Below are 15,686 nucleotides of genomic sequence, written 5' to 3'. Positions count from 1 at the left end.
CCATGCGACCGGCCCGCTGGCCGGTCGCATGGCCGGGCGGTGGGCCGCGAGGTGGTCGGACGGAATGTCAGACCTCCTCGGTGCCACCGCTCTCCTCGTCGGTTGCCTTCTCTTCCTTCGTTGCGGCCGGTGTCGCACCCGGCTGGGGTTCGGCCACCGCCACCCGCGCGGGGCGGATGGTGCGCTCGCCGATCCGATACCCCGGCTGCAGGATCGCCACGCAGGTCGTCTCGGTGACATCCGGCGCGTACGAGTGCATCAGGGCTTCGTGGATCGTCGGGTCGAAGGGCTCGCCCTCCTTGCCGAACTGCTGCAGGCCCAGCTTGGCGACGACCGTCTCCAGGGATTCGGCCACCGACTTGAACCCGCCCACGAGCTCGCCGTGGTCCCGGGCCCGGCCGACGTCGTCGAGCACGGGCAGGAGCTCGGACAGGAGACCCGCGACCGCGATCTCCTTGACCGTGGCCCGGTCCCGCTCGACGCGGCGGCGATAGTTCTGGTACTCGGCCTGGAGCCGCTGGAGGTCGCCCGTGCGCTCGTTGAGCGCGGTGCGGACCTGGTCCAGCTGGGCCGTCAGGCCGACTGTCTGTACTGCGTCCCCGGCCGGGGCCGCCCCCTCCTCCGAAGAGGAGGAAGAGGCGTCCTTCGGCTCAGCTCCGTCAGGGGTGGCGCCGGAGGGGACGTCGGGCTTCTCCTCGAAACCCGGGGTCTCCTCGGTCACACCGCACCGCCCTTGGCGTCCTTCTCGTCGTCCACGATCTCGGCGTCGACGACGTCGTCGTCGGCCTTGGCCTGGGCACCCGGCTGCGGGTCGCCCTGCGGGGCGCCGTCGGCCTGGGCGTTGGCGTACATCGCCTGGCCGAGCTTCTGCGAGACGGCCGCGACCTTCTCGGTGGCGGTACGGATCTCGGCGGTGTCCTCGCCCTTGAGCTTCTCCTTCAGCTCGGTGAGCGCGGTCTCCACCTCCGTCTTCACGTCAGCGGGGACCTTGTCCTCGTTGTCCTTGAGGAACTTCTCCGTCTGGTAGACGAGCTGCTCGCCCTGGTTGCGCGACTCGGCGGCCTCGCGGCGGCGGTGGTCCTCCTCCGCGTACTGCTCGGCCTCCTCACGCATCCGGTTGACCTCGTCCTTCGGCAGCGAGGAGCCGCCGGTGACGGTCATCTTCTGCTCCTTGCCGGTGCCGAGGTCCTTGGCGGCGACGTGCATGATGCCGTTCGCGTCGATGTCGAACGCGACCTCGATCTGCGGGACGCCACGCGGGGCCGGCGGCAGGCCGGTCAGCTCGAACATCCCGAGCTTCTTGTTGTACGCCGCGATCTCGCGCTCGCCCTGGTAGACCTGGATCTGCACGGACGGCTGGTTGTCCTCGGCCGTCGTGAAGATCTCGGACCGCTTGGTCGGGATCGTGGTGTTGCGCTCGATGAGCTTGGTCATGATGCCGCCCTTGGTCTCGATACCGAGGGACAGCGGGGTGACGTCGAGGAGCAGTACGTCCTTGACCTCACCCTTGAGGACACCGGCCTGGAGCGAGGCGCCGATGGCGACGACCTCGTCCGGGTTCACACCCTTGTTGGCCTCCTGGCCACCGGTCAGCTCCTTGACGAGCTCGGCGACGGCCGGCATACGGGTGGAGCCACCGACAAGAACGACGTGGTCGATCTCGGAGAGCTGGATGCCCGCGTCCTTGATGACGTTGTGGAACGGGCTCTTGCAGCGGTCCAGGAGGTCGGCCGTGAGCTGCTGGAACTGCGAGCGCGTGAGCTTCTCGTCCAGGTGCAGCGGGCCCTCGGCGGACGCCGTGATGTAGGGCAGGTTGATCGTGGTCTCGGTCGAGGACGAGAGCTCGATCTTCGCCTTCTCCGCGGCCTCGCGCAGACGCTGGAGAGCCATCTTGTCCTTGGACAGGTCCACGCCGTGCCCGTTGGCGAACTGCTTCACCAGGTAGTCGACGACGCGCTGGTCCCAGTCGTCACCACCGAGGTGGTTGTCACCGTTGGTGGCCTTCACCTCGACGACGCCGTCACCGATCTCCAGGAGCGACACGTCGAAGGTGCCGCCACCGAGGTCGAAGACGAGGATCGTCTGGTCGTCCTTGTCGAGCCCGTACGCCAGCGCGGCGGCGGTCGGCTCGTTGACGATACGCAGGACGTTCAGGCCCGCGATCTCGCCGGCCTCCTTGGTCGCCTGACGCTCGGAGTCGTTGAAGTACGCGGGGACGGTGATGACCGCGTCGGTCACCTTCTCACCCAGGTACGACTCGGCGTCACGCTTCAGCTTCTGCAGGATGAAGGCGCTCATCTGCTGCGGGTTGAAGCTCTTGCCGTCCAGGTCGATCTTCCAGTCGGTGCCCATGTGGCGCTTGACCGAGCGGATCGTCCTGTCGACGTTGGTCACTGCCTGGCGCTTGGCGACCTCGCCGACCAGCACCTCGCCGTTCTTCGCGAAGGCGACGACGGACGGCGTGGTCCTGGCGCCCTCTGCGTTGGTGATGACGGTGGGCTCGCCGCCTTCGAGAACGCTGACGACGGAGTTAGTCGTGCCCAGGTCGATGCCGACCGCACGTGCCATTTCAATTCCTCCAGCTTGACTACTTGAGTGGATCTGACTCAAGGATGCACGACCGCCGCCCCACTGTCAACAGACCTGAGTCGTGGCGACTCAACTATCGTGCACAGACCCCGCGCGGCCCACGATTCCCCGGCCGGGCGGCCACCCCGACCACGCACGACACCCCCCGACCCCCGGGCGGCGCAGTCCGCCCCCATCATCGCCTCATGGGATCGTTCTGTCACAAAATGCCGTGAGCCACGCAAAACCGGCATTCGATCCGCCGCGATCCCAGGCAGGTGCGAACGATGCAGACACAGAAACGGGGACGAGCGCGGTCATGGGCACGCGTACGACAGTGGGAGCGCCCGCCGGTCAAGCGCGTACTGGACGTGACCCTCGGCTCGGCCCTCCTGACCCTGGCCTCCCCCCTGCTCGCCGCAGGCACCCTCGCCCTCGCGGCGCGCAGACCCCCCGGCGGCGTGCTGACCCGCTCGCCCCGGATCGGCCTGAACGGCCACGTCTTCGTGCTGCGCTCGCTGCGCACCCGGCACCTGCGGCTGGACCTGCTCTCCCGGCTGCCGTACGTCGTGCGGGGAGACCTCTCCCTGGTCGGCCCGGAGCCCCTGGCCCCGGACGACGCCGACCCCGCCGCGGCACACTGGCGGCAGGAGTTGAAGCCCGGCCTCACCGGCCTGGCACAGGTGCACTCCCGCTCGGGAATGCCGTGGTACGAGCCGGATCTCCTCGACCAGCACTACGCCGAGCACCACGGGATGGGGCTGGACCTGGCCATCCTGGCGAGGGCCGTACACGCTCCGCTGCGCGAGGCGGCCCGCGGGCTCACGCGGCGCGGAAGGGCACGCCTGAGCGACACAGATCACCGCCCGTCCGGCTACAGCACGACGGAAGAAGTGGGTACTGTCAGCACAGACTGATTAAGTTACTGCTTAGTAAGCACTGTGATCACTGATAATCGGCAGTACTCGTCTCATTGACGCTGGATCCGACCCTCCCCACCCTCGCAGGCCCGAGGAGCCCCCAAATGCAACTCGCCGCGATCATCGTGTCGCTGGTTCTGATCGTGGTCGGCGTGGCCCTGTTCCTCCGCGCCCTCCTGCAGATCTACAACTTCATGCGGCTCGGCCAGAACGTGCCCGCCGGCACCCGCACGGACGAACCCGCACAGCGCACCGTCACCGTGGTCAGGGAGTTTCTCGGCCATACCCGGATGAACCGCTGGGGCATCGTCGGTGTCGCGCACTGGTTCGTGGCGGTGGGCTTCTTCTCGCTGCTGCTGACGATCGTCAACGCCATCGGCCAGCTCTTCAAGGCCGACTGGCTCCTGCCGATCATCGGCGACTGGGCACCGTACAACGTCTTCGTCGAGTTCATCGGCACGATGACCGTGCTCGGCATCCTGACCCTGATCGTGATCCGGCAGCTGGCCCACCCGCGCAAGCCGGGCCGCAAGTCCCGCTTCGCCGGGTCCAACTTCGGCCAGGCGTACTTCGTCGAGGCCGTCATCCTCATCGTCGGCGTCTGCATCTTCATGCTGCACGCCCTCGAAGGCGCGCAGCACCACGTCGACGGCTACGAGTCCTCCTTCTTCATCTCGTACCCGGTCGTCAACTGGCTGGAGGGCATGGACGTCTCCACCCTCCAGAACCTCACCTACTTCTTCGCCGGCCTGAAGATCGCGACCTCCTTCATCTGGATGATCACGGTCGCCCTGAAGCAGGACATGGGTGTCGCCTGGCACCGATTCCTGGCCTTCCCGAACATCTGGTTCAAGCGCAACGCCAAGGGCGAGACCTCGCTCGGCGAGCTGCTGCCGATGACGTCGGGCGGCAAGGAGATCGACTTCGAGGACCCGGGCGAGGACGACGTCTACGGCGTCTCGCAGATCGAGCACTTCTCCTGGAAGGGCCTGCTCGACTTCTCCACCTGCACCGAGTGCGGCCGCTGCCAGTCGCAGTGCCCCGCCTGGAACACCGGCAAGCCGCTCTCCCCCAAGCTCCTGATCATGTCCCTGCGCGACCACGCGCACGCCAAGGCCCCGTACCTGCTGGCCGGCGGCGGCAAGGACATGGAAGGCAACGAGAAGGCGTCCGAGGAGCAGCTCAAGGACGTCCCGGCCGCCGCTCTCGCCGAGGCCGAGCGCCCGCTGATCGGCACGGCCGAGGAGAACGGCGTCATCGACCCGGACGTGCTGTGGTCCTGCACCACCTGCGGTGCATGCGTGGAGCAGTGCCCGGTCGACATCGAGCACATCGACCACATCGTCGACATGCGCCGCTACCAGGTGATGATCGAGTCCGCGTTCCCGTCCGAGGCGGGCACGATGCTCAAGAACCTGGAGAAGAAGGGCAACCCCTGGGGCCTGGCGAAGAAGCAGCGCGTCGAGTGGACCAAGGAGGTCGACTTCGAGGTCCCGATCGTCGGCAAGGACGTCGAGGACCTCACGGAGATCGACTACCTGTACTGGGTCGGCTGCGCGGGCGCCCTGGAGGACCGGGCGAAGAAGACCACCAAGGCCTTCGCGGAGCTGCTGCACATCGCGGGCGTCAAGTTCGCGATCATGGGCGGCGACGAGAAGTGCACCGGTGACTCCGCCCGCCGCCTGGGCAACGAGCCGCTGTTCCAGCAGCTCGGCCAGGAGAACGTCGCGATGCTGAACATGGCGTTCGGCGAATCCCTCGACGAGGAAGAGGGGGTCGACTCGACCAAGAAGGCCAAGTCCGCGAAGAAGATCGTCGCGACCTGCCCGCACTGCTTCAACACCATCGCCAACGAGTACCCGCAGCTCGGCGGCGAGTACGAGGTCATCCACCACACCCAGCTGCTCCAGCACCTCATCGACGAGGGCAAGCTGATTCCGGTGACCCCGGTCGAGGGCCTGATCACGTACCACGACCCGTGCTACCTGGGCCGTCACAACAAGATCTACACCCCGCCGCGCGAGATCATCGCGAAGGTCCCGGGCCTCCGGAACGAGGAGATGCACCGCCACAAGGAGCGCGGCTTCTGCTGCGGCGCCGGTGGTGCCCGGATGTGGATGGAGGAGCGGATCGGCAAGCGCATCAACAACGAGCGCGTCGACGAGGCTCTGTCCCTCAACCCCGACATCGTCTCCACCGCCTGCCCGTTCTGCCTGGTCATGCTGACCGACTCGGTCAACGGCAAGAAGAACGACGGCAAGGCCAAGGAGTCGATCCAGGTGGTCGACGTGTCGCAACTGCTGCTGGACTCCGTGAAGACCCCGGCCGACCCGGCCGGTGAGGCGGAGGCGGCGGACGCGCCGGAGCCGGAGCCGGTGAAGTAACCCGGCGAGCCGCACGACGGAAGCGGCCGGACCTGCCCAGGGGGCGGGACCGGCCGCTTCCGCTTTCCGTACCCGGCCGCCCCGCCGCCCTGGGGCTGTCCCCCCGGGGTTCCCCTAGGGGATGTCACAGCTCGGCGGCAATGGCGGGCAGGTTCCCCAGGCCCCCTGACCGCACCGGCCCGGACCAGGTACGTTCGATGACGTGGCTGGATTCAGGATCGGACGCGGCCGGGACAACCGCACCCCGCAGCAAGCGCAACAGCAACCGCGGCAGCAGCCGTACGGCACACAGGCACCGCCGCCGTACGGTCAACAGCCCTGGCCACCGGCAGGAGGCAACGCGGCCCCGCCGCCGTACAACAACGGCGGCTACAACGGCGGCGGTCATGGCGGCTACAACGGCGCCGGCGCCGGCAATGGTGGCAGTCACGGCGGCGGTCACGGCGAACCGGAGTACTTCGGCGACCCGTACAACCAGCCCCAGCACCCCCAGAACCCCCACGGCTCCCCCCAGCACGGCGACCCGTACGCCAACTCCCCGGGCCATACGCAGGCGTTCAGCATCGGCGAGGACCCGTACGGCCCCGGCGACACCTACCGCGCCGGCCAGGCCCCCGCCCAGCCCGCAGGCCCCCGGCTGCCCTGGAAGGAGCTGCTCACCGGCATCGTGCTCCGCCCGGGACCGACGTTCTGGCAGATGCGCGACTACCCCGTCTGGGGTCCGGCGCTCATCGTCACGTTCCTGTACGGCCTGCTCGCGCTCTTCGGCTTCGACCAGGCCCGGGACGACGCGATCCACGCGACGATCTCCACAGCGGTGCCCTACGTCGTCATCACGGGCATCGGTTTCGTCATCGGCGGCCTGGTCCTGGGCGCGGTCACGCACACCCTCGCCCGCCAGCTCGGCGGCGACGGCGCGTGGCAGCCGACGGTGGGCCTGTCCATGTTGATCATGTCGATCACGGACGCGCCCCGCCTGATATTCGCGCTCTTCCTCGGCGGCGAGAACTCCCTGGTCCAGATCCTCGGCTGGGTCACCTGGCTGGCCTCGGCCGCGCTCTTCACCTCGATGGTGAGCAAGTCGCACGACCTGCCGTGGCCGAAGGCGCTGGGCGCGTCAGCGATCCAGCTGATCGCGCTGCTGTCGATCATCAAGCTGGGCACGATCTGACACCCGCCCGCTCCTGTTCGTACGACGAAACCCCCGGCGCATTCCGTCCGCCGGGGGTTTCTTCGTACAGAGGCGGACTCGGATGTCGAAAACCCGTGACCTGCTCCGTCCCAGCGGTGAACGCGACCAGAATGGGTCGCACCGGCACCGAGGAGTACACGATGGCCAAGTACCTGATGCTCAAGCACTACCGCGGCGCTCCGGACGCGGTGAACTGCGTCCCCATGGACCAGTGGACGCCGGAGGAGATCACGGCGCACGTGCAGTACATGAACGACTTCGCGGCCCGGCTGGAGAAGACCGGCGAGTTCGTCGACGCCCAGGCGCTCGCCCCCGAGGGGACGTGGGTCCGGTACGACGGCGAGGGGCGCCCGCCGGTCACCGACGGCCCGTTCGCCGAGACCAAGGACCTCATCGCCGGCTGGATGGTGATCGACGTCGACAGCCACGAGCGCGCCGTGGAGCTGGCCGGGGAGCTGTCGGCCGCCCCCGGGGCGGGCGGGAAGCCGATCCACGAATGGCTGGAGCTGCGCCCGTTCCTGACCGCCGAGCACACCATCACCGAGTGACCGCTCCGGCTCGCCGATGAAGGACCCATCCACGAACGAGGCCCTGCTCCGGAGCCTCACGCCGAGCGTGCTCGGCATCCTCGTCCGCCGAGGAGCCGACTTCGCGGCGGCCGAGGACGCCGTGCAGGACGCGCTGGTCGAGGCGGTTCGCGTCTGGCCGGCCGGCCCACCGCGCGACCCGAAGGCCTGGCTGATCACCGCGGCCTGGCGCAAGTTCCTCGACGCGACCCGGGCGGACACCGCCCGCCGCCGGCGCGAGGACCTGGTCGACGAGGAACCGGCGCCCGGACCGGCACCCGCGGTGGACGACACGCTCCAGCTCTACTTCCTGTGCGCCCACCCCTCGCTGACCCCGTCGTCCGCGGTCGCCCTCACACTGCGCGCCGTCGGCGGGCTGACCACCCGCCAGATCGCGCGGGCCTATCTGGTACCCGAGGCGACCATGGCGCAGCGCATCAGCCGCGCCAAGCGCACCGTCTCCGGCGTCCGGTTCGACCGGCCCGGGGATGTCGCCACCGTGCTGCGCGTCCTGTACCTGGTCTTCAACGAGGGCTACTCCGGCGACGTCGACCTCTCCGCCGAGGCCATCCGGCTCACCCGGCAGCTGGCGGCCGTGATCGACCACCCCGAGGTGTCCGGGCTGCTCGCCCTGATGCTGCTCCACCACGCCCGGCGCGCCGGCCGGACCGCACCGGACGGGAGCCTCGTACCGCTCGCCGAGCAGGACCGCAGCCGTTGGGACACCGCGTTGATCACCGAGGGCATCGGCATCCTCCAGGCGGCCCTCGCCCGCGACCGGCTGGGCGAGTTCCAGGCCCAGGCCGCCATCGCGGCCCTCCACGCCGACGCGCCCACCGCCGGGGAGACCGACTGGCCGCAGATCGTCGAGTGGTACGACGAGCTCGCCCGCCTGACCGGCAACCCGGTCGTCCGCCTCAACCGCGCGGTGGCCATCGGCGAGGCCGACGGACCACGCGCCGGCCTGGCGGCACTCGCGGCGCTGGACGACTCGCTCCCCCGCCACACCGCGGTGGCGGCCTACCTCCACGAACGCGACGGCGACCTGTCGACAGCGGCACGCCTCTACGCCGAGGCGGCCCGGAAGGCACCCAGCCTCCCCGAACGCGACCACCTGACCCGCCAGGCGGCCCGCCTCAACACCCACCACCGCCAATGAACCGACCCTGAGCAGCCCCGCTCCGGGTACGGGGGGTCAGGCGTCGAGAACCTGCCCACTGCGCCGCACGACGGGCTTGTCCACACTCCACGGGAAGTTGATCCAGCGGTCGGTCTTCTTCCACACGTATTCGCACTTCACCAGCGAATGCGACTTCTCGTAGATGACCGCGCTGCGCACCTCGGCGACATGATCGATACAGAAATCACGCACCAGCTTCAGCGTCTTCCCGGTATCGGCGACATCGTCGGCGATCAGGACCTTCTTGTCCGAGAAGTCGATGGCATTGGGAACGGGCGCCAGCATGACCGGCATTTCCAGGGTGGTGCCCACGCCGGTGTAGAACTCCACGTTCACCAGGTGAATGTTCTTGCAGTCCAGCGCGTAGGCGAGCCCGCCGGCGACGAATACCCCGCCCCGCGCGATGCTGAGCACCACATCGGGCTCGAATCCGTCGTCCGCCACGGTCTGCGCCAGCTCACGCACGGCACGGCCGAACCCCTCGTAGGTCAGGTTCTCCCGCACGTCGTCCACGTTCACATCACCGCTCACGGAAATCACACCTGGGTCCGATGGAAATTCATGAAGGAACGCGACGCCGTCGGCCCGCGCTGGCCCTGGTACCGCGACCCGTACCGCTCGGAGCCGTACGGGAACTCCGAGGGCGAGCTCAGCCGGAACATGCACAGCTGCCCGATCTTCATCCCCGGCCACAGCTTTATCGGCAGCGTCGCGAGATTCGACAGCTCCAGCGTCACGTGCCCGGAGAAACCGGGGTCGATGAACCCGGCGGTCGAATGCGTGACGAGCCCGAGCCGCCCCAGCGAACTCTTGCCCTCCAGCCGCGACGCAAGATCGTCGGGCAACGAAATGACTTCGTAAGTCGACGCGAGCACGAACTCACCGGGGTGGAGGATGAACGCCTCGTCCCCGTCCGGCTCGACCATGCGCGTCAGATCGGCCTGCTCGACGGCCGGGTCGATATGCGGATAGCGGTGGTTCTCGAACACCCGGAAGTAGCGGTCGAGCCGCACATCGATGCTCGAGGGCTGCACCATCGACGCATCGAACGGATCAATGCGTACACGTCCGGCGTCGATCTCGGCCCGGATGTCCTTATCTGAGAGAAGCACGCCCCGAGGATACGCAGAACGCGCGGGCCCACCCCAATCCGGGACCACCCGCGCGCCTGCCACCGCCGTTACCGCCGCTCGAACACCACGGGCACGGCATGCCGCAACCGAGCGCAACGCGGACAGCGAATAAGCCGCCCGGGACCGATCCGCCCGGACCCGAGATGCTGCATCGGGAACGAAGCGGTAGCGAAAACGTGCCCTTCGGCACAGCGGACGACGGTGCGCTCCATGGAGTCCATCAAGTCCCTTCCCCAACAAGCCTTGGACGAGAACGCCACATTAGGGGATGAACGGGACGCCACTCCACACGGCACTCCGACCCCCCACGCTACGCCCCCAACTCCCGCCCGCAGCACGCACATCCGCCCTCTCGCCACAGCAAAAAGGCCCCACGGCTCAAACGCCGGGGACCTGGCATGGGGTACAGTGTGCAGCGGTAGAGGCCGCTCAGGCGGCCCGCTTTGCGGGTGTAGTTTAATGGTAGAACATGAGCTTCCCAAGCTCAGAGCGCGAGTTCGATTCTCGTCACCCGCTCTACGACGAAGGCCCAGGTCAATGACCGGGGCCTTTCTTGTTGCCTAGACCATTTGGTGGGGGGGCGTGCCCTCCGCGTGCCCCAAGTCGCAGGACCCCGCGCCCACAGGGCATGAGGCGGCCCTCATCCAGCAGCCGAAAGCCGGAGGTGCCCCCCTGGCCCCCACCGTGGCGCGCATCACACCCGCCGCGTATTGGTGGGCGCGAAGTGGCAGCACCGACAGGCTCCTACTTTCCTACCTCATCCTCTTTTCCGGCACCCTCTTGGGCATCGAACGCGTAGGGGTGGACGTACCTGCCTTCGTTGAAGGGGGTGAACCAACTCTTGATGCCCATCGGCGCGACCCCCAGGGATGCAAGCGCCGGTTCCTCGTCAATCCCGTCCGCCGCATCGTCGTACAGCCACTCGTGGTCCATGTCCTCATAGACCTGGTCGGCAAATGAGTCGAGCGCTGACGAAGTGCCCGAGTCAAGCAGCCCGTATAGGTCCAGGGTGCTCTTCGCCTGTTCCAGCAGCAGTCTCAGTACCAGTTCCTCCGCGACACAGCTGAGCTGCTGGAAAGAGCCACGAGTGAAGCGGGTGGTCAGCGCGATCGCTGTGACGAGGAACCGGCGCGCAAAGGAGACGTTGTACTGAAGCGCGTAGCGGCCCGGAAGCCCTTCGAGGAGCCAGAACGGTCGCTCGCTCTCGGCAACGGTTGTCCGGTGCTGGGTGAGGGTCTGCAGGTCCTGGAAGAGTTCGTCCACGAGCAGATGAGTGCCGTGTACCAGCGCTCCGGCTGCAAGCCCGGCGTCCTCCGCAGAAACGCCGAAGGCACAATCATCCTCCCCGTCGATATCTCCGTCTTCTTCGCCGCCGACCCCGAACGATGCCGCGAGCTGGGGCTGATCTCCGACGCGACTGCCAGCCGGACGTATCAGCGTCTACGCGCTCTCGACGGCCAGCCGGGCTTCACCGCGGAATCCGTCTCGAACTTCCCCGGTGAACGGCCTTCGCTGCTTGGGCAAGCTTTCGACCTGGCTGCCAGGGAAGCGGGCCTATCGGTTTCCCGACTGGCTCATGAGCTGGCGCGGACAAGCGAGAGGGTGCAGAACCTGCTGGACGTTCAGGAACAGAAGCCGGTGCTCCGGCTGGTCCAGTAGCAGCGCCGCTCGACCCGAGGAGACGCGGGCGCGGCTCGTTTTCCGTTACTACGTACAGGGCGTGCGGCATCGAGCCGACGTTAAGCCAGTAGCGCGTACGGACGCCATCAGGGCCGGGTCATCTCAGAGTCGGCCCTGATGGCGTGCTGACGCACTCGAAGGCTCAGAGCGATGCCTCGACTCCGAGGCTTCCGGCCCTGATGGCTCCCCGTAGGACGTGGGCGATCTCCTCGGGCTTTAGGTCGATGCCGTCGAGCCCCTCCATGGTCAGCGGAATCTCCTCCAGCGCGTATTCACCGCGGCCCTCGGCGCTGAACTCGGGACCGGTGCGGTCGTCGAAGGACCAAGTCGCGATACGGGCGAAGTAGAAGAGCTGCCGCTCATCGTCGGACTCCATCGTGTGGAGGAGGCGGATGATGTCGGCCTTCCCCGCGATCTCCTCGTGGATCTCCCGGTGGAGGGCCGCCTCCCGGGACTCGTCGCTGGGTTCGACGCCGCCGCCGGGCAGGACCCAGTATTCGGGGATGCCGGGCCGGGTACGGCGGATGACCAGCATCGTGTCGTCTGCAGTGACGAGGACGGCGCGGACTCGTTCCATCATTTCGGTTTGTCTCCTTGCTTGTTGGTGGTCTCAGTGCAGCAGCCAGCCGCCGTCGACGTGGACGGACTGCCCCGTGATGAACGAGGCGGAGGGGCCCACGAGAAACGCCACCAGGGCCGCGACATCCTCGGGCCGACCACGACGCGGGACACACTGGCGCTTGATCTGATCCTCCGGCCGCGCACGGTGCTGGGCGGGGAGGGTGTTCTCGGCCTCGACCTGGATGGCCCCAGGCATGACGGTGTTGACGCAGATCCCGTACGGACCCAGTTCGCGGGCGAGGGAGCGGGTCAGTCCCAGCAGCCCTGCCTTCGCAGTGCTGTACGCGACGAGGTTCGTCCGGCCGGCGCGGGCGTTGACACTGCCGATGTTCACGATCCGGCCCCAGCGGCGTTCGATCATGTCGGGGGTGAGCACGTGGCAGGTGCGGTAGTGAGCGGTGAGGTTCACGTCGAGGGAGTAGTTCCAAGCGGTCTCGTCGGTGTCCTGCCAGGCAACGCGGGGGTAGGAACCGGCGTTGTTCACCAGGATGTCGACGGGTCCGATCTCGGCCCGGACGAGGCCGGCCATGGTCTGGACGGAGTCTGGATCGGTCAGGTCGGCGTTCACCGCGATCCCGGGGCTGCCCGCGCGCTCGAAGGCGGCGAGGAGGGCGTCGGGGTCCTGGCCGAGGTGGTTGACCGCCACGGTTGCTCCGGCGGCCGCGAGCGCCCGTCCGATCTCGGCGCCGATGCCGGTGGCCCCGCCGGTGACGAGGGCGGTGCGCCCCTGGAGCGGCCGGGTCTGGAGAGGAGTCTCAAGCAGGGGCAGGGACATTGCTGCTCCGTTCGCCGGGGTGGGGGTGAGGGGCCGGTGTGGTGGTGAAGAAGGTGTCGAGCGTCGTGTGCGGGTCCTGGCTCTCGGCGAGTTTGATCAGGACGAGCAGGAGGTCGTGTCCGGTGAGCCGGGAGGGCGGGATGACGCCGAGGACGCGCAGGGCGAGAAAGGCACGGATCTCCTCCAGGCCGCTGCCGTTCTCCCTGCGGAGGCCGTCCAGGGCACGGGTGATGGCCGCAGCGCGGCCGGGGCTGGTGTTCCAGGAGTATCGGACATCGATGTGGCGACTGCTCCGGTGCAGTTCCAGGTGCTCGATGCGCGGGCGGGCCAGGGGCGGCAGGGCGAGGCGGAGGGTGCGGGCGTACACGTCGGGCTGGTAGTGGGGGACGAGCCAGCCGCCCAGGGCCATCAGGTACCAGAGCAGGTTGGCGGCCTCGCCCGCGACGGTGTTGCGCCCGGCGAACTCGAAGTCGAGCCAGCACAGCGGGTCGGCGATGTTGGGTTCCGTGGGGTCGCCCTGCGTCAGGCCGGCGAGCCTGCGGCGGTCGGGAGCCAGGGCATGGCGGAGGTTGTCGATGGTGTCGGCGACGTTCAACGTCAGCGGTCTGCCGTTGGCAGTGAGGGTGAAGTCAGCCAGTTCCCGGAGGGTGAGGGTCGTATCGGTGTGGGGCAGGGTAAGTGGCTGGTCGCGGCGCAGGTACCAGCGGTCCAGTCGGCTACCGGGGCGGATGCGTTCGAGGTAGAGGTCCGGGACGCGCTCGGCCAGCGGCACGCTCCTCCCGGTTTCCTCAGCCGCTGCTCGCAGGTCGGCGCAGACCCCGTCCACGAGGCGGGCCAGGCGGGGCTGGACGGCCGGATCGCGGTCGGCGAGGGCGATCACATCGCCCATCAGCAGCTCGCACCGGCCGGTAGCGAAGACGTCCTCGTAGACGAGGAGCTGCCTGTCCGGTAACGCGATCTGCCCGTGAAGGGCCGGAACTGCTATGCGGGAGGCAAGCCGTGCCCATCCCTTCGCCTCGGCTTCGGCCCGCTCCCGGGTCGCCACCGGCTTGTGGAAGACACCCGTTGTTGCCATGGGCCGTCGGGCGTTCGCGCTCACCGCGTCTCTCCAGGGAGGGTGTCCAGCCAAGCCTGGAGAACGAGGAGCGCGAGCGCTTCGGCCGCGAGCGGCTCGGTGCGGGCGGTGGTGACCAGGCTCGTGTCCTGCCGTGTGGTGTCGAGGAGGACGGTAAGGGCGTCGCTGTCGGAGGGGCACTCGATCCCACTGAAACGGAGCTGAATCTTCGCGAGCAGCGCAGTGACCTTGTAGAGGGCGCGGAGGTCGGGGCTTCCCTTGAGGAACTGGCGGCGGATCTCGATGGCGGCCTGGATGCCGTCGCGCAGGCTTACAGCGACGTCGGTGGCCGCGTCCGGAGCGGGCAGAGCCAGTCCGGGGGTGGACCACAAGGGGACCAGCGACCCGCTTCCGATGAGAGCGAGGACGTGAAAAAAGTCGAGAGGTGATGGCGCCGGCCCGGCACTCGGCGCGGGTCAGTACGGTCATGCCAAGCTTGACCCCGCCGAGTTCGGTCTCCAGATCCGCGAGGATCTGGCGCATCTCGTCGAGGGCGGACGCGTCGGCCACGACAAGGACGTCGAGGTCGCTCCAGCCGTGCTGGTACTTGCCCCGGGCGCCGCTGCCGGTGACGGCCAGCAGATCGATCAACGGGCGCAGGCCGGTGGTGCGGTCGAGAAATTCGGCCAGGTAGGACTCCAGGTTCACGGGGAGTCCTAGCGCCTTGACCGGCATGGTGGAGGGCTGGTGCTCCGGCCGGGGGCGGCGATCGAGCGCGATGCGGTCCAACCGCCGCTCCAGCTTGAGGCGCGGCCCGTCGTTGCCGATGACCTCATGGGCGATCGAGACGATCTTGTCCGCGCCTCGTTCCCTTTTGATGAGGTCTCGGTCGGCGACGTCCTGGGAGCCGGCGGTGCCCCGCCGGGTGCGCGTGGCCTCAGAGGCGTTCAGGTAGGCGACGGTGAGCTGAGGACCGAGCATCCGGGCGAGTTCGGCGGTCGAGTCGAAGTCGTGCAGCGACTCGATGCTGACGGAGTCGAGGAAGTGGTGGGCCTGGCAGAAGCGGTCCAGCGAGTCCACGATCAACTCGGCCTGCACGACGGACCCCAGCCGATACGGGTCATGGATCCCCGCCCGGTCGGCCGCGTCCTCAATGAGGTACCCGATCTTGAGGCGCGCGTGGCTGTGCTGGGTGCGCAGGTACTCGCCGGCCGTGCTCTTGCCGCTCTCCGACATGCCACCCAGCGCGGTCACGTGCACTCCTGCCAGAGCCCTCCCGGGCACGTCCGGGTACAGGGGCGCCAGGAGCTGGCGGACCTCGTCCTGGACGGCGACGGTCGGCCGGTCGCCGATGCGGATCGCCATCGGGAAGCGCCCCTCGTCGACAAGCCGGTTGATCTGCTCGTGGAGGTGACGTTGGTACGTCGCGTAGATCTCGGTGACGGTCACCTCGTGGGCCAGGCTCCGGCGGGTACCTTCCTCCCAGTCGTCGCAGTGCAGGAGGACGAGGGCGTGCTCGCTCTCCTCGGCGGTCCGCAGGTCGGTCTCGTACGGGGCCAGCAGGAGGCGGGCCCGGTCCGCGGCCTGCGCGGCGCCCAAGTCCTATGGCGGCG

The 15,686-nt window shown here is 68.3% G+C and carries 14 protein-coding genes and 1 tRNA gene; 7 read left to right on the top strand and 8 right to left on the bottom strand.

The window, feature by feature from the left end:
* Positions 1 to 67 precede the first annotated feature (67 nt).
* Both grpE and dnaK read right to left on the bottom strand, forming a co-directional pair.
* A complete protein-coding gene (grpE, locus tag OG842_RS21070; protein WP_266731657.1) occupies positions 68 to 721 on the bottom strand; it encodes a nucleotide exchange factor GrpE in 654 nt (217 codons plus the stop codon).
* Positions 718 to 2,568 carry a molecular chaperone DnaK gene (dnaK, locus tag OG842_RS21065; protein WP_266731656.1) on the bottom strand — a complete coding sequence of 617 codons (1,851 nt, stop codon included), beginning with the start codon at positions 2,566 to 2,568 and terminating at the stop codon, positions 718 to 720. The genes grpE and dnaK overlap by 4 nt, the downstream gene beginning before the upstream one ends.
* Positions 2,569 to 2,855: 287 nt before the next feature.
* Here dnaK and OG842_RS21060 point away from each other — a divergent pair, with 287 nt between their 5' ends.
* The 5 genes from OG842_RS21060 to OG842_RS21040 all read left to right on the top strand — a co-directional run bounded on the left by OG842_RS21060 (position 2,856) and on the right by OG842_RS21040 (position 8,789).
* On the top strand, positions 2,856 to 3,485 hold the full coding sequence (locus tag OG842_RS21060; RefSeq protein WP_266731655.1) for a sugar transferase: 630 nt from the start codon (positions 2,856 to 2,858) through the stop codon (positions 3,483 to 3,485).
* A gap of 107 nt (positions 3,486 to 3,592) precedes the next feature.
* On the top strand, positions 3,593 to 5,872 hold the full coding sequence (locus tag OG842_RS21055) for a (Fe-S)-binding protein (RefSeq protein WP_266731653.1): 2,280 nt from the start codon (positions 3,593 to 3,595) through the stop codon (positions 5,870 to 5,872).
* 202 nt (positions 5,873 to 6,074) lie between these two features.
* Positions 6,075 to 7,043, top strand: coding sequence for a Yip1 family protein (locus tag OG842_RS21050; protein ID WP_266731651.1), 969 nt, complete (start codon positions 6,075 to 6,077; stop codon positions 7,041 to 7,043).
* A 161-nt stretch (positions 7,044 to 7,204) separates the two neighbouring features.
* Positions 7,205 to 7,612 carry a YciI family protein gene (locus OG842_RS21045; RefSeq protein WP_266733724.1) on the top strand — a complete coding sequence of 136 codons (408 nt, stop codon included), beginning with the start codon at positions 7,205 to 7,207 and terminating at the stop codon, positions 7,610 to 7,612.
* Between the two features lie 16 nt (positions 7,613 to 7,628).
* Positions 7,629 to 8,789: an RNA polymerase sigma factor gene (locus OG842_RS21040; RefSeq protein WP_266731649.1), complete on the top strand. Its 1,161-nt coding sequence runs from the start codon at positions 7,629 to 7,631 to the stop codon at positions 8,787 to 8,789.
* Between the two features lie 36 nt (positions 8,790 to 8,825).
* Here the strand turns inward: OG842_RS21040 and OG842_RS21035 are convergent, their stop codons facing one another.
* Both OG842_RS21035 and dcd read right to left on the bottom strand, forming a co-directional pair.
* Positions 8,826 to 9,323: a phosphoribosyltransferase gene (locus OG842_RS21035; RefSeq protein ID WP_266733722.1), complete on the bottom strand. Its 498-nt coding sequence runs from the start codon at positions 9,321 to 9,323 to the stop codon at positions 8,826 to 8,828.
* 23 nt (positions 9,324 to 9,346) lie between these two features.
* Positions 9,347 to 9,922, bottom strand: coding sequence for a dCTP deaminase (gene dcd, locus OG842_RS21030; protein ID WP_072487843.1), 576 nt, complete (start codon positions 9,920 to 9,922; stop codon positions 9,347 to 9,349).
* Positions 9,923 to 10,388: 466 nt separating this feature from the next.
* On the opposite strand from dcd, the gene OG842_RS21025 reads away from it, so the two are divergent.
* A tRNA-Gly gene (locus OG842_RS21025) sits at positions 10,389 to 10,459 on the top strand.
* Positions 10,460 to 10,687: 228 nt separating this feature from the next.
* Here OG842_RS21025 and OG842_RS21020 read toward each other — a convergent pair.
* Positions 10,688 to 11,206 (bottom strand): hypothetical protein, encoded by a 519-nt coding sequence (locus OG842_RS21020; protein WP_328512423.1) that lies wholly within the window; start codon positions 11,204 to 11,206, stop codon positions 10,688 to 10,690.
* A 15-nt stretch (positions 11,207 to 11,221) separates the two neighbouring features.
* Between OG842_RS21020 and OG842_RS21015 the strand changes: the two genes are divergently transcribed.
* On the top strand, positions 11,222 to 11,602 hold the full coding sequence (locus OG842_RS21015) for a hypothetical protein (RefSeq protein ID WP_328512422.1): 381 nt from the start codon (positions 11,222 to 11,224) through the stop codon (positions 11,600 to 11,602).
* Between the two features lie 163 nt (positions 11,603 to 11,765).
* Here OG842_RS21015 and OG842_RS21010 read toward each other — a convergent pair whose 3' ends face one another.
* From OG842_RS21010 to OG842_RS21000, 3 genes are read right to left on the bottom strand one after another with little or no spacing between them, the layout of a single operon-like run.
* A complete protein-coding gene (locus tag OG842_RS21010) occupies positions 11,766 to 12,203 on the bottom strand; it encodes an NUDIX hydrolase (protein WP_069171779.1) in 438 nt (145 codons plus the stop codon).
* Between the two features lie 30 nt (positions 12,204 to 12,233).
* Positions 12,234 to 13,019, bottom strand: a complete 786-nt coding sequence (locus OG842_RS21005) for an SDR family NAD(P)-dependent oxidoreductase (RefSeq protein WP_328512421.1) — start codon at positions 13,017 to 13,019, stop codon at positions 12,234 to 12,236.
* Entirely contained in the window at positions 13,000 to 15,672 is a 2,673-nt protein-coding gene (locus OG842_RS21000; RefSeq protein ID WP_328512420.1) for a nucleotidyltransferase domain-containing protein, read from the bottom strand. The genes OG842_RS21005 and OG842_RS21000 overlap by 20 nt, the downstream gene beginning before the upstream one ends.
* Between the last annotated feature and the right edge of the window lie 14 nt (positions 15,673 to 15,686).

Source organism: Streptomyces sp. NBC_00376 (genome assembly GCF_036077095.1).
Taxonomy (GTDB): Bacteria; Actinomycetota; Actinomycetes; order Streptomycetales; family Streptomycetaceae; genus Streptomyces.
Note: the sequence above shows the minus strand (reverse complement) of the source record. Positions and strands in the feature narration are given on the sequence as shown.